Annotated in this window: 15 protein-coding genes and 1 pseudogene; 11 read left to right on the top strand and 5 right to left on the bottom strand. The window is 45.1% G+C overall.

Annotated elements, in window-relative coordinates:
* Positions 1-66 precede the first annotated feature (66 nt).
* The 5 genes from NSQ20_RS30965 to NSQ20_RS30945 all read left to right on the top strand — a co-directional run bounded on the left by NSQ20_RS30965 (position 67) and on the right by NSQ20_RS30945 (position 3,908).
* On the top strand, positions 67-1,449 hold the full coding sequence (locus tag NSQ20_RS30965; RefSeq protein WP_036671761.1) for a hypothetical protein: 1,383 nt from the start codon (positions 67-69) through the stop codon (positions 1,447-1,449).
* Between the two features lie 241 nt (positions 1,450-1,690).
* Positions 1,691-1,861, top strand: a complete 171-nt coding sequence (locus NSQ20_RS30960; RefSeq protein ID WP_017691550.1) for an aspartyl-phosphate phosphatase Spo0E family protein — start codon at positions 1,691-1,693, stop codon at positions 1,859-1,861.
* Between the two features lie 99 nt (positions 1,862-1,960).
* Positions 1,961-2,341 carry a GntR family transcriptional regulator gene (locus NSQ20_RS30955; protein WP_036611682.1) on the top strand — a complete coding sequence of 127 codons (381 nt, stop codon included), beginning with the start codon at positions 1,961-1,963 and terminating at the stop codon, positions 2,339-2,341.
* Positions 2,338-3,213, top strand: a complete 876-nt coding sequence (locus NSQ20_RS30950) for an ABC transporter ATP-binding protein (protein WP_036671759.1) — start codon at positions 2,338-2,340, stop codon at positions 3,211-3,213. The genes NSQ20_RS30955 and NSQ20_RS30950 overlap by 4 nt, the downstream gene beginning before the upstream one ends.
* A complete protein-coding gene (locus tag NSQ20_RS30945) occupies positions 3,210-3,908 on the top strand; it encodes a hypothetical protein (RefSeq protein ID WP_036671757.1) in 699 nt (232 codons plus the stop codon). The genes NSQ20_RS30950 and NSQ20_RS30945 overlap by 4 nt, the downstream gene beginning before the upstream one ends.
* A gap of 161 nt (positions 3,909-4,069) precedes the next feature.
* Here NSQ20_RS30945 and NSQ20_RS30940 read toward each other — a convergent pair whose 3' ends face one another.
* The 3 genes from NSQ20_RS30940 to NSQ20_RS30930 all read right to left on the bottom strand — a co-directional run bounded on the left by NSQ20_RS30940 (position 4,070) and on the right by NSQ20_RS30930 (position 6,542).
* The gene (locus NSQ20_RS30940; protein ID WP_340031488.1) at positions 4,070-4,588 is read right to left on the bottom strand and encodes a hypothetical protein; all 519 of its coding nucleotides are present in this window, start codon (positions 4,586-4,588) and stop codon (positions 4,070-4,072) included.
* 50 nt (positions 4,589-4,638) lie between these two features.
* Positions 4,639-5,412 carry an isocitrate lyase/phosphoenolpyruvate mutase family protein gene (locus tag NSQ20_RS30935; protein WP_036671753.1) on the bottom strand — a complete coding sequence of 258 codons (774 nt, stop codon included), beginning with the start codon at positions 5,410-5,412 and terminating at the stop codon, positions 4,639-4,641.
* Positions 5,413-5,489: 77 nt separating this feature from the next.
* On the bottom strand, positions 5,490-6,542 hold the full coding sequence (locus tag NSQ20_RS30930; RefSeq protein ID WP_133386327.1) for a trifunctional transcriptional activator/DNA repair protein Ada/methylated-DNA--[protein]-cysteine S-methyltransferase: 1,053 nt from the start codon (positions 6,540-6,542) through the stop codon (positions 5,490-5,492).
* A 305-nt stretch (positions 6,543-6,847) separates the two neighbouring features.
* On the opposite strand from NSQ20_RS30930, the gene NSQ20_RS30925 reads away from it, so the two are divergent.
* On the top strand, positions 6,848-7,225 hold the full coding sequence (locus NSQ20_RS30925) for a LysM peptidoglycan-binding domain-containing protein (RefSeq protein WP_338707360.1): 378 nt from the start codon (positions 6,848-6,850) through the stop codon (positions 7,223-7,225).
* Positions 7,226-7,402: 177 nt separating this feature from the next.
* Positions 7,403-7,975, top strand: a complete 573-nt coding sequence (locus NSQ20_RS30920; protein WP_340028054.1) for a hypothetical protein — start codon at positions 7,403-7,405, stop codon at positions 7,973-7,975.
* Positions 7,976-8,082: 107 nt separating this feature from the next.
* Here NSQ20_RS30920 and NSQ20_RS30915 read toward each other — a convergent pair whose 3' ends face one another.
* Positions 8,083-9,000, bottom strand: a complete 918-nt coding sequence (locus tag NSQ20_RS30915) for a phosphatidate cytidylyltransferase (RefSeq protein ID WP_076213755.1) — start codon at positions 8,998-9,000, stop codon at positions 8,083-8,085.
* A gap of 96 nt (positions 9,001-9,096) precedes the next feature.
* On the opposite strand from NSQ20_RS30915, the gene NSQ20_RS30910 reads away from it, so the two are divergent.
* Complete coding sequence (locus NSQ20_RS30910; protein ID WP_076252008.1) at positions 9,097-9,651, top strand: hypothetical protein; 555 nt, start codon at positions 9,097-9,099, stop codon at positions 9,649-9,651.
* Positions 9,652-9,742: 91 nt separating this feature from the next.
* Here NSQ20_RS30910 and NSQ20_RS30905 read toward each other — a convergent pair whose 3' ends face one another.
* Positions 9,743-10,210, bottom strand: a complete 468-nt coding sequence (locus NSQ20_RS30905; protein WP_340031487.1) for a VOC family protein — start codon at positions 10,208-10,210, stop codon at positions 9,743-9,745.
* Positions 10,211-10,371: 161 nt separating this feature from the next.
* Between NSQ20_RS30905 and NSQ20_RS30900 the strand changes: the two genes are divergently transcribed.
* From NSQ20_RS30900 to NSQ20_RS30890, 3 genes and pseudogenes are all read left to right on the top strand, one after another.
* Entirely contained in the window at positions 10,372-10,806 is a 435-nt protein-coding gene (locus NSQ20_RS30900) for an Lrp/AsnC family transcriptional regulator (RefSeq protein ID WP_340031486.1), read from the top strand.
* Between the two features lie 3 nt (positions 10,807-10,809).
* Complete coding sequence (locus NSQ20_RS30895; RefSeq protein WP_340031485.1) at positions 10,810-11,967, top strand: glycerate kinase; 1,158 nt, start codon at positions 10,810-10,812, stop codon at positions 11,965-11,967.
* A 180-nt stretch (positions 11,968-12,147) separates the two neighbouring features.
* Positions 12,148-12,243, top strand: a pseudogene (locus tag NSQ20_RS30890) (dehydrogenase); the annotation flags it as partial.
* Between the last annotated feature and the right edge of the window lie 47 nt (positions 12,244-12,290).

Below are 12,290 nucleotides of genomic sequence, written 5' to 3'. Positions count from 1 at the left end.
ACATATAATTACTTTTGCATACCGATAATCCCGTTTATGTTTTTTATTTTGGAGGGTGGTGTTCGTTTGGAGTCGACAACCACGATACGCGATCACTTGGAAAGTTATCTGAAGCGTGAGCAGATGTCCATTAGTCATTTTTCGGAAACGTCAGGGATTAATTCGGGTACGCTCAGCAATATTTTGAATAAAAATCGGCCTATTGCCATGCAGCAGTTGGATCGCATTACTTCCGCCATGAGACTGGAAGAAGGTTACTTCTATGAGTTATACATAGACGAGTGTTTTGTACACGCGACCCCGGACTGGCGAAGACTGGGACCCTTCCTTCATCGCTGTGCCGAGTTGGACAAGTTGGACTGTATTGAAGAGGTTATTCGTCTGATGATGGATAATCTATCCTATATTCCTTTGTTATTTGATGTGGCTGAAGAGTTCTACCAAGCGGGTAAATTCAAACCAGCCATTCTTCTATATGAAAACATTGCTGAAAGCGAGAAAATGCAACATTCCGAGCGGCTTGCACTCTGTCAGTATCGACTGTTCCGGTTGGGACTGACCAATGATCAGCAGCGGAATCTGATTATCGCAGCCCGGTTCGAATATTATGTGGATCGGCTGGATGAGCGCTATCAATTGGATGCGCTTAACGAACTAATTAATGCATTTGGAGCACTGCATAGATGGAACAAGGTTCAGGAGTTATCTGAAAAATTGAAAGTAAAAGCGTCCATCCATTATGAGATGAATGGCAGAAGGAAACAAGAAGAGACCAAAAGACCAATTGTCTTCTATATTCTGTACTCCGATCTAGCTGCAGGAAGTGCCTGTTATCAATTGAAGGACTACACTGAGGCACTTAAATATGTTTCTTTATATTCGGATAATCGCTGGGTGAGGAACCCGGATAAAGATGAAATCGTTGTTATGAATCAGTTTCAAGAATGGGCTGAAGCTAATCGATATATATATCATTTAATGGGTGGACAGTTTGAGGTATTACCTGATTATCTGGCGTATATCTCAACGAAGGAAAATGAGATATTCCCAGCGCTGTGTGATATTGTAACAGCGGCTAATCGTTATGATAAGGATATTGATCATGTTCTCAAACAGTATGAATCGTACTTCACTTATCAGGAACAGAGTAACCGAATTGGCAAAGTGAGCAGTCAGGTTACGGATGATCGATATTTAAGACTTTTAGCAGATTTAGGTGCATATTATTTAAAGAAAGACGAGTTTCATTTAGGTATAGAATTTGTGCTAGATAGTTTAAAATTTTCTATTGAAATTAGCAGTGGACGAGGTATGCTTAGAGGTGTCGGACTGTTCGAGCAATATCGGGAATTTGCATCTGAGACGGCGAAAAAGCAATACAAAATGATAATTAGTGAGGTGCAGAAACTCAATGAAGAGAAAGTTGGCTTTGCTGATAGCTACCTGTAGTATCGTTGTATTCATCGTAGCCCCTGCTACGGAACCTGTCCCAGGCAAGGAAATCCCGAACCCCGAAATTATGAGACCCGCTGATCATGGATTTGGAACTTAATGAAAGTAAAGAACGCTTCTGATTTATTCAGAAGCGTTCTTTTTTTTGTGTATCAAAGTGGAAGAATAAGTATGTCGTATCTCACATGCGCTTTTGATTGGCATAATACACTAAAATATGACAAAAAGGAGGGATACTATGGATCGCCTGGATTTGATATCACGGATCGAAGATGCCAGACAGTTGTTATATCGCATGCATATGGAATACGGTAGTCTGCTTCATCCGGAAGTGATCCAGCAATCCGTAGTCCTGGACGGGCTTATTAATCAATACAACAGAGCCAAGGTAGGAAAGGCAATGAATTAAGTTCGCCTATTTACATTTGCGTCTTTGTATACTATAGTTAGTTACATGAGTAACTAACCGACTAACTGACTAATGAATACGTATGAAAGTTGGAAGCACATGAAATCGACTTTGGATGAATCTCAGCCTATTTTTCATCAGATTGCCACAATGATTATGGACGATATTGTGGAAGGCAGATTGAAGGTGGAAGAACAGGTTCCCTCAACCAATGAACTGTCACGCTTCTACAATATTAATCCGGCTACAGCCCGCAAAGGACTGCAGGAGCTCGTAGACAAGGGGATTATATACAAACAGCGAGGTGTTGGAATGTTTGTTGCAAAGGGAGCAAGAGAAGCATTGCTCGTTGAACGGAAGCAAGATTTTTATGAAGAATACATCAAGCCTTTACTTGAAGAAGCCAGACGGATTCACATGAATGAAGACATGATCATTGATCTGATTCGTGGCAAGAAGGATAAGGAGAGTGAGTTATGATTCATATGGAGCAGGTCAACTACAGCTACCAGAAGACGCCCGTTCTGAACCAGGTTACGCTACATGAGAGTGAGCCAATCATTAGTGCAATCTGGGGAAGAAATGGAGCGGGTAAAACAACCATGATGAGTTTACTTGCAGGGCATAACCGCCCGGACAGTGGAACCGTTCAGATCATGGGTCAAGACCCCTATAATAATCTGGCTGCCCAAGAGCATCTGTGTTACATCCAGGAGAATCATCCCCTGGGGAAAAATTGGACAGTTAGTGACATGGTTCAAATGGGACAATATTTTCATCCGCAGTGGAATCAGGATTTGGCGGAACGTTTAATCGATGTGTTCGAACTACCGACGAAGAAAAAGATCATTAAATTTTCGAAAGGCATGAAGACTGCTGCCCAGATTATATTGGGTCTTGCCAGTAATGCAAAGATAACCATTCTGGATGAGCCCACCAATGGACTCGATGCTGAGAAGCGTAAATTCTTCTATAATGCGCTACTGGAAAGTTATGAAGATAACCCGCGTCTGATTCTCATATCCAGCCACCATATTGAGGAGATTCAGCCTTTATGTGAGTCCCTTATCGTTTTGCAAGCCGGAGAGGTGTTGTTAAATCAACCGATGGAAGAGATACGCGAAAAAGGAGTTCTTCTAACAGGGGGAATTGATGATATTAACCGAGTTACAGCAGGTGTTAAAGTTATAGAGTCTTCCCAGATGGGATCAACTGTAAAAGTGATGATTGATGAGCCCTACTCGAAAATGTGGAAGGATATCGCTCATTCACAGGGGCTTTCCATTGAGAAAGCGACATTACAAGATTATTTGGTTAACAGGACCCGTAATCAAGAGGGGGTTAAACCATGAACGCAGTAAAAGGTACGAACCGACTGATTCGCGATGATATGCGTTTGTTTCTGAGCATATTTTCATCCATCGCTCTAATGCTCGCCGTTGTATATCTGGCCATTGGCTTCATATTTGATGTCTCGTATGCTACGCAACTGTTTGGTCCCATGTACGGAGGGATATGTGCGTTTGCCATCGGGGGAATGATTACACTGTTTCCGGTTGCGATTGGTATGGGCAGTACACGAATTCAATTCATGAAATCCTTCTATATGAACTCGGTATGGATGGTTGCAGGCACCATGGTCATTCTGCATGTGGCGTATTTCCTCATACACCTGCTTCAGGAAAAAGGAATTGTTGACGTAACCCTTTATCAACCAGGCATGTTGTATTCAAACAAATATCATTTTTTATCCTACCTGTGGATCGATCTGATGAGCGGCTTTCTCGTACTGGGAATCTCTGTCTTCCCAACGGTTTGTTGGATGCGCTTGGGGATGCGTAACTTCTTCATTATGTTCTTCGGGGTTGGCTTGTTCTTTACGCTGATAATTACATTGGGCGATCTTGGTGAGTTTATGTTGTGGATTGCTAGGATCAATCGCATGACATTGTTCACCGTTCTGGGGTGTATTGGTGGTGCGCTACTTCTGTCTACGTACCCGATGATGAAGAATGCACCGCTTACCATGAAATCCAAAAAAGACTGACAGGAAACAGTTATAAAGGAACTGGGCAAGGAATCTAAGCGAAATCTCCGAAATTAGAAAACACGAGTGCGAACACGCCTCGTGTTTTTTGTATCATCCTAAATCATTGGATTTACCTATTCAACAATCTTTATACGCAATTCCAAATGAAGGTGCATCCCTTAAGCCTGAGCCTGCGGTTTGAATCCTTCGTCTTTGAGGTACTCGCCAGCTTCGCTACGCGTTTCAAAAGCCATATCTAGATTAACACCGGAATACACATACCACATGTCATCTTCGTATTTTAAAGTCAGCGTATGTCCATCTTCATCGATCCACGTTCCGCCACCCGTAGAGGTTGTAGACAATGTAGGAGCAGCAGCTTTTACTTGTTCTGGTTCATTAAATTCAACTGCGTTGGGATTGTGAGACATCGCTTGGATCGTTTCATCTAACAAGGTGCGCAGATCTGCTTGGGAGTAATCACGAATATTGACGAATCCTTTAGCATCGGTCTCATAGTTAGGCAGTAGTCCTGCATAGATATATCCGTTTCCGTTAGGGTGAATATGGAGAGCAACAATTTTTTTATCATACGCACTATCCTCGTAGTGGAAATTAACTCGACCGAGAGAAACATCTTTGCGTTGCAGTTGGGGATACGATTGTAGCACTTCTAGCTTTTGTTCCACGTTAAGCATAATTGCCTCCTGTAAATGTTCAATAGAGGTGATTATAACATGCCCTCCTGTTAATTTCCCGATAAAATGTTTCTCCCTAGTTCTTTTAGGTGTTCCATAACTTGCAGATATGGATATGGCCCGTAACTTACACGCGCTACACCCAGTGTGGCAAGCTGTTTTGGTGAAGGCTCAGGAGACGTAACCATGACGTTAATTGGCAGCGGTGAACGCTCACACAATTCCTGAATCAGTTGGTGATCCTGCAAACCGGGTACAAACAGACCACTGGCTCCTGCATCTGCATAATGGCTCGAACGTATAAGTGCTTCCTCCAGGAGAGAGTGGTTATGGTGTTCAGGTGCATGTTGCAGAAAAATATCTGTGCGGGCGTTAATGAACAACGGGATGCCTGCCTGCTGCGCAGCTTCCCGGGCGGCGGACAATCTTGGGCATTGCTCCTCCACAGTGTACAATCCCAAGCCAGCGGGAAGTTGATCTTCAATGTTGATTCCTACAGCACCATGATCGATGACTTGCAGGATATTTCGCTTCACTTCTGACACAGACCTCCCATACCCTCCCTCTATATCGATCGTTACAGGCAGATCCACGCTCGCTGTAATCCGTGCGAGATTGGCAAGCACCAGATGGAATGGCATGGCTTCACCATCGCGTTCACCGTGGGCCGCAGCAACGGACCAGCTTCCGGTAGCAATGGCCGTTGCTCCAGCGGATTGGATGGCTTGTGCGCTTCCGGCATCCCATACATTGACCAGAACAAGTGGTTTTCCTTTCACATGGTATTGTTGGAACAACGCTGCTTTTTCTTCTAAGGTACTCATATTATGTTGACTCTCCTTTGTTATATCATGCATTCCTTTGGACATTTGATACGTACTTCATTACTTCATTCTGTTTTTCAGCTACCCTGTTTTTGTTTCTCATGAGTCAAAAGCCAGTTTTTGCGAGTTAATCCCCCGCCATATCCACCCAGTTCACCACTGGCATTGATTACACGGTGACATGGAATCACAATCGCAAGCTGATTGGCCCCATTCGCCTGTGCCACAGCTCTGCAAGCAGTCGGTTTTCCCAGTGCATTTGCAATCTCTTGATATGACCTCGTTTCACCAGCCGGAATGGCCAGCAACTCGTCCCACACACGCTTTTGGAATGGTGTTCCTAAACAGAACAACGGTGTGTCGAATGCTGTCCGAATACCTTGAAAGTACTCATTTAGTTCACGCTCAATGGACTGGATGGGAGCTGTAGTGCCGGGTACAATCGCTGATTTGGTTCGTTTGCGCAGACGCTCAACTTCGCGTTCCAGACCTCTGCGGTCCACAAATTCCAGTAAATATAGCGACTCCTCATCAGCAATAGCCATCATCGGGCCGAGGCGGGTGTCAATCCAGGACGCTTTTAGGATATGTCCTTCATCGACTTGTGTAGGGGCAGCACCCATGATCCGTGAAAAGGCATCGCGGAAGCCGCTGCTTGATTCATATCCAGTAGATAATTGGCTATCAATCACGGTGCGGCCGGAGCGAATATTTTTCAGGGCAAGACCCATGCGTCGGGCGCGAGCATATTCGACAAAGGTCATGCCGAACCGCTTCTTGAACTGACGGCGCGCCGTGGATTCATCGATGGAGAGGGCCTTGAAATCCTGTCCTTTCCAGCGTTTCTCCGGATTTTTCTCCACAGCTTCCACTAATATGCGAACGACATCGGATACTTGGTTAGGGTGAGAAAGTGGACGACAGCGCTGGCAAGGGCGATAAGAGGCCAGAAGTGCCTGTTGAGCCGTCTCATAGAATTCGCAGTTTTCGAATTTTGGCTTTCGCGCAGGGCATGTGGGACGACAGAACACACCTGTGGTTCGGACTCCAACATAGAATAAACCCTCGTATTCCGAATCCTTGGCCACAAGCGCCTCGTAATATTGTTCCTTTAGATCAGCAGAAATCATGGGGGCACGTCCTTACTCATTAGAATCTTTATCTATAACCTATTATAGAAAAACGTTGCAGCAAGCATCGCCGAAAATCAGGCATGAATATTGGATAAATTGAATCGGATATAACATTTAAATTCGGTTGTTCAGAATTTGTTTAGAGTGAACTGGTAGTATAGACCTATCAGGGTAGGGTGACTTAGGCAAAGATACCTATATAGTGAAAAAGCGAGTTATTGATCATTCATTGTTATAGGAAAAATACATAGGTAAACATGAAATTAAAGATTAGCGGAATGAAAGTCTGGAGGTCGAATAGAATGAGATATTCTACGTACAAAAGTATTTATGAATCCGTTTATACCAAAACGTCCGAGTCTCGCACCATGTATGTTAAAGGTCAATTCATGCAGCTTGTGAAGACGCCAACCTGGCTAATGAAGATCGTCACTATAACTCTAATTATAATCATAGGGTGTAGTGCTGTATTCACTGCATTTGCCGGAGATGAGCAATTGTTGTCGGGGGACCAGATCGTTGTATCTCAGGGAGATACACTGTGGGGCATTTCATTGGTACATAAACCTCAGCAGATGGACACTCGTGTGTATGTAGAAGCTATCAAGAAAGTGAACAAAATTGAGCATAACGCCATTCAGATTGGACAAGTGTTGGTCTTACCTGGGTTCGATCGATAAATTAAACAGTGCATGACGTCATGAACAGAGTTCTTTTTTTACTCATCGAGGTGCAGTTACATACTGAATTTATTAATCATTTACATATAATGGAGCTTCATGTGGGACGATATGGTGTAGTGATTAGTAAGTGGTGTGTTGGATATACGTGCTGTAGATAGATGAAGGGAGAATTAGATGATGAAAATAAATATAAAGAAATCTGCACTTTGCATGTCTGTGCTCTGTATTTCGCTATTCGTTAGTGCCTGTGGCACTAGTGGTGAATCGGTTCAGGAACATGCCTATCCGGAATCGAAGCAACCTGTAGAGGAAGCTGGAGAAAACTCTGTACCGAATGCGGATGCGAAGAATAACAATAGCCAAGGCAGTGCCAGTGGTGATGAGGGCAAGCCTACGGCTCAATCGGAATCCACTGAACCGTCTGAGCAGATTGATATTGTCATTGACCAGTCGGAGAAACCGAGCGAGGGTAACAGTTTTGATTTTGGAATTAAACAGGTTCCGAAGGGGTATACACTAACGGAGATGCGGTGGACGTCTAACACGGTGACGATTGTGAATTCACTACAGGAAGCCATTGAACATGGTGGAAATGGAGAAGATGGCTTTTACTTTAGCGGTAATGGACAATTCTCCGGCTTTATCTATTCGGATGAGATGAAGGGCGAGCGGGGCAAAGCCACATTTGTCTTCACAAATGATGAGGGGAACGAAATCATGTCCGAAAAAGAAATTACGTTGAAGTAACATACGCATCATTAACGCTCCGTCTGGAGCCTATTGAACAGGAAAAGCAGCCACGTGTGCTGCTTTTTTTGACATATATAATTACAAGCTCGCCGATCTATCTGTTGCTACATAAAGTCAAAGAAATAACGGACCACGTGGAACATAACCGGAGAGGTATAGGTCAGGCTGTCGACCCGGCTCAGGTAGCTTTTTTTGAGCGAATCGAACTTGTTGTCATCTCCAATTAACAGATCGCGCTTCAGTACAGACACCGTCAGACTACCGAAGAATCCAGCCAAACTGATCAACACCCCGATGAACAACGAGAATTTCCAATCAAATGGCGTCAGGTAAGGATGGATGAAGTAAGACGTTGCTGTCGTTACAATGAACGCACACGCAAACCCTTCCCAGGTGACAAAAGGATTGGCGGTAGGCACCACTTTTCGTTTGCCCAGATAGAGAGAGACCAGATAGTGCACCACATCATTAAGCTGTGTTAACACTACCAGGAACAACACCAGCTTGGACCCGTACTCCGGTGTGGCAAATGGAAAATAGGCTAGGTGGCTCAGCCCAAACACCATCAGCATTAGTCCCCATTGTGTGGAGCTGACACTGCGCAGGAACCCGACCGTACCTTTGTTAATCAGGCGGGGCAAGGGCAGCACTAGGAACACATATAGGGGAATAAACACGATAAACATGCCATACCATCCAATGTAGATCCAGTAGAACTGAACCGGAATCGCCAGATACGCCCATAGGAACAGCCTGCGGTCGGCTTTGCGTGTACTGCGAATCATGGAGAAGTATTCTTTGAGTGAGAAGAATGCAAGCACCATGAGGGAGATGAGGGACACGATGGGGTTAAAAAGGGTGGCGAGGCAGAAAATCACAAACATACCCCACCAGGTTTTGATTTTTTGGCCGATGCCTGAATAGTCTTTGCTTGGCTGAAGCTTTGCAATAATTTTGTACACGATATGTATCACAAGTAAAGCTGTGAAGATTAACGTTAGTGTAAAGAGTGAACTGCTCACGTACCGATCACCTGCTTATTCAAAGTAAGATTCCATTGTAGGGTACCTATGTTATTATGAAGGAATAGTGCCAACTTGATAAGGGGAAATTTTGCTATGACAGATGAACGCTCCATCTATATCTTGCTTACGAATACAGGAACGCTGTTTACCAAGGTTATTCAGAGCTATACCCGAGCGCCATATAATCACGCATCGATCTCATTTGACCGGGAGTTAACCGAGCTGTACAGCTTCGGCCGCAAGCATCCGAGCAATCCGCTGAATGGCGGGTTTGTGAAGGAAAATATTCAGACAGGTACATACAGCAAGTATCCCAATACGACATGTGTCATATACAAGCTTCAGGTGACGGATCGGGAAGTGGAAAAGATGAAACGTGTGCTGCACATCTTCATCCGCAGCCGCCAGAAATATATGTACAATCTGCTCGGCGTGATCGGCATTACACTCAAGGAACCGGTGGAGTTCAGCAACTCCTACTTCTGCTCCCAATTTGTAGCCGAGATTCTACAGCGTTCGGGAATCAAACTGTGGAACAAGCTGCCTGCGCTGGTGACACCGGATGATTTTCGCCAGAGTGAACGATTGCAACTGGTTTATGAAGGGAAATTAAGCGAGTATACGCTGGGGAATGCAGAGCAAGAGTAGGGTAGGTGCGTGTGCTGATGCTTGCCAAGGAAATCGAACCATGAAATAGCCTGCTGCCACGAATGACGAGGCAACAGGCTGTTTGTGTACTTCATATAGATGATGGTGAGGATGAGGATCGGTCAAAATTAACCTCTTCAAGGAATTCGATCACTTCACCATTCGGACTGTGGACGAGCGCATTTCTAACCCGAAGTGCAGGTTCGCCAAGCGATATCCAATCCGGTTCAACGTAGGCCTTGGCTCCATAGGCGAGCGCTCGCTGATAGATATCTTCTACATCATGCACGTAAAAGGCGAAATGTAACAGTGCGCCGTGCCGGACCGCTTCAGGCGAGGTGGCAGGTTCACCCTCGGCGGGAATGACGGCTTTTGGATCAAATACCTCAATACAGGTGCGCTGATCCGGAGAGATCAGCATACATGCCTCGGTAATGAGGAAGGAAGGCAAACTCCAGGAGTGACCGACCTTGAATCCCAATACTTTTGTATAAAACGCCAGAGTATCTTCGTAATTACGAGCCTGAATGGCTACATGTGCAAGTCCAATAACACTCACATTACATCGCTCCTTCTTTAGATTGTAGTCTAAATTATAGGGTTGATATCGCATTGGAACCATACAATATCAAAGGATATAATGAAATAAAATCTATATAATTTTAGCTAATTTATCAGGAAAACCTTATTAAATAAGGTCATGACTCGGAGGTCTTACAAATGGATCACATAATAGATGAGATCGATCAGCAGATTATGCGCTTGTTGCAACATCATGCGCGTATCCCCGTTGCACAGATAAGCAAAGAAATTAACATGTCCCAACCTTCGGTTAAGGAAAGAATTCTGAAACTGGAGGAGAGAGGTGTGATAACGGGCTATTCGACCATCTATAATCTAGCCCAATTAAACCGTGGAACCACAACGTTTATTTTGCTCAAAACAGAGCATTGCGACGAGTTGGTCCAGTTCTGTGAACAGGCCATCGAAGTCACGGATGTCTATCGGATTAGCGGTGAGTATAACTACCTGATCAAGGTACAGACGGCGTCCATTGAAGAACTTGCCGAATTTCAGGATTCACTGGTCAAGCTGGGACCCTCCAAATCCCATATCAGCATGAAAAATATTATGGAAAACCGTGTTCTTCTTTAAGATATGAGAGAGACTAGAGAGAAGACATTTGTTCTGGCACCGGATTCGTTCAAAGAAAGCATGACAGCGAAAGAAGTATGTATGGCAATGGAAAAAGGGTTGCGTAAAATATATCCGACGGCACGCTATATTCATGTACCTATGGCAGATGGTGGGGAAGGTACGGTGCAGTCCCTTGTGGACGCTTCCGGCGGCGTCCTTCACCAGCACGAGGTGAGCGGACCATTGGGGCAGACAGTCACTGCACAGTATGGCATTCTGGGTGGCGGAACAACGGCGGCCATCGAGATGGCATCGGCCAGCGGCATCCACTTGGTTACCAAGGAGACCCGGGACCCACTCCGGACGACAACCTATGGAACAGGCGAGTTGATTCGCGCATGTCTGAACCTTGGCATACGTAAGATCATCATTGGCATTGGTGGTAGCGCGACCAACGACGGTGGGGCTGGCATGGCTGAAGCACTTGGTGCGAAGTTTCTGGATGCACAGGGTCAGCCGCTTGCGCGTGGGGGCGGGGCTCTGGATCAACTGGCTCAGATTGATGTATCTGGTCTGGATGAGCGTTTGCAGGAAGTGGAGTTCATTGTGGCCTGTGATGTGACCAATCCCCTATGTGGGGAGTATGGCGCATCAAGGGTGTTTGGACCACAAAAAGGGGCTACTCCAGAGATGGTTGAACAGCTGGATGCGAATCTGTCCCATTATGCAGATGTGGTGAAACAGCAGCTACACAAAGATATCCGAGATGTACAAGGAGCCGGAGCGGCTGGTGGATTGGGCGCAGGACTTTTGATTTTTACACAGGCTGTATTACGTAAAGGGATTGAGATTGTCATTGAATATACTGAGTTGCGTGAAAAGTTGATTGCTGCGGATGTGGTATTTACGGGTGAAGGCGGTATCGACTTCCAAACGAAATTTGGCAAGACCCCCTATGGTGTTGCTCGGGCAGCCAAGGAAGCAGGTAAACCTGTGATTGCACTTGCAGGTTGTGTGGGCGCAGGGATTGACACCCTCTACGCGGAAGGCATCGATGCCATATTTGGTATTGCGCCTGGAGCAGCAGATCTGGATCGACTATTGCGAGAAGGCCCGGAGAATGTGGAACGTACCGCCGAGAATATTGCAAGAGTACTGAAGTTGGGGTTACTTTCTTAGGTCAGTGACCATCTGGATCGTATAGGGTCGGATCGCGGATTGGAATGTGATGTGACAAAGACGGGATACGGATATGCCTGATATCAGGTGATCTGTCTCTCGTCTTTTTTGCTGTGAAGTTCCATTGTATAGTTGTCGTTCAAGTCGCTTCGTTCGCGTTATTTTTACCCTTGATGGCACAATGAAGAAATTGCACATACAGTTATGTATCTGATGACTAATACGTTCACGACTGGCAGCACATTGTATGTGGATGGCGGGTACACCTTGATTTAAGAGTCGGAGCTATATAGGTCCCGAAGAATACTTTTTTTAAAATAAAA

The sequence above is a fragment of the Paenibacillus sp. FSL K6-1122 genome, from assembly GCF_037977015.1.
Taxonomy (GTDB): Bacteria; Bacillota; Bacilli; order Paenibacillales; family Paenibacillaceae; genus Paenibacillus; species Paenibacillus amylolyticus.
Note: the sequence above shows the minus strand (reverse complement) of the source record. Positions and strands in the feature narration are given on the sequence as shown.

What these genes read in the sequence shown, in the direction of transcription:
- NSQ20_RS30960 (WP_017691550.1), top strand. Translation starts at nt 1,691, where the DNA reads ATGGATCGCCTGGATTTGATATCACGGATCGAAGATGCCAGACAGTTG.
- NSQ20_RS30955 (WP_036611682.1), top strand. Translation starts at nt 1,961, where the DNA reads ATGAAATCGACTTTGGATGAATCTCAGCCTATTTTTCATCAGATTGCC.
- NSQ20_RS30950 (WP_036671759.1), top strand. Translation starts at nt 2,338, where the DNA reads ATGATTCATATGGAGCAGGTCAACTACAGCTACCAGAAGACGCCCGTT.
- NSQ20_RS30945 (WP_036671757.1), top strand. Translation starts at nt 3,210, where the DNA reads ATGAACGCAGTAAAAGGTACGAACCGACTGATTCGCGATGATATGCGT.
- NSQ20_RS30940 (WP_340031488.1), bottom strand. Translation starts at nt 4,588, where the DNA reads ATGCTTAACGTGGAACAAAAGCTAGAAGTGCTACAATCGTATCCCCAA.
- NSQ20_RS30935 (WP_036671753.1), bottom strand. Translation starts at nt 5,412, where the DNA reads ATGAGTACCTTAGAAGAAAAAGCAGCGTTGTTCCAACAATACCATGTG.
- NSQ20_RS30930 (WP_133386327.1), bottom strand. Translation starts at nt 6,542, where the DNA reads ATGATTTCTGCTGATCTAAAGGAACAATATTACGAGGCGCTTGTGGCC.
- NSQ20_RS30925 (WP_338707360.1), top strand. Translation starts at nt 6,848, where the DNA reads ATGAGATATTCTACGTACAAAAGTATTTATGAATCCGTTTATACCAAA.
- NSQ20_RS30920 (WP_340028054.1), top strand. Translation starts at nt 7,403, where the DNA reads ATGATGAAAATAAATATAAAGAAATCTGCACTTTGCATGTCTGTGCTC.
- NSQ20_RS30910 (WP_076252008.1), top strand. Translation starts at nt 9,097, where the DNA reads ATGACAGATGAACGCTCCATCTATATCTTGCTTACGAATACAGGAACG.
- NSQ20_RS30900 (WP_340031486.1), top strand. Translation starts at nt 10,372, where the DNA reads ATGGATCACATAATAGATGAGATCGATCAGCAGATTATGCGCTTGTTG.
- NSQ20_RS30895 (WP_340031485.1), top strand. Translation starts at nt 10,810, where the DNA reads ATGAGAGAGACTAGAGAGAAGACATTTGTTCTGGCACCGGATTCGTTC.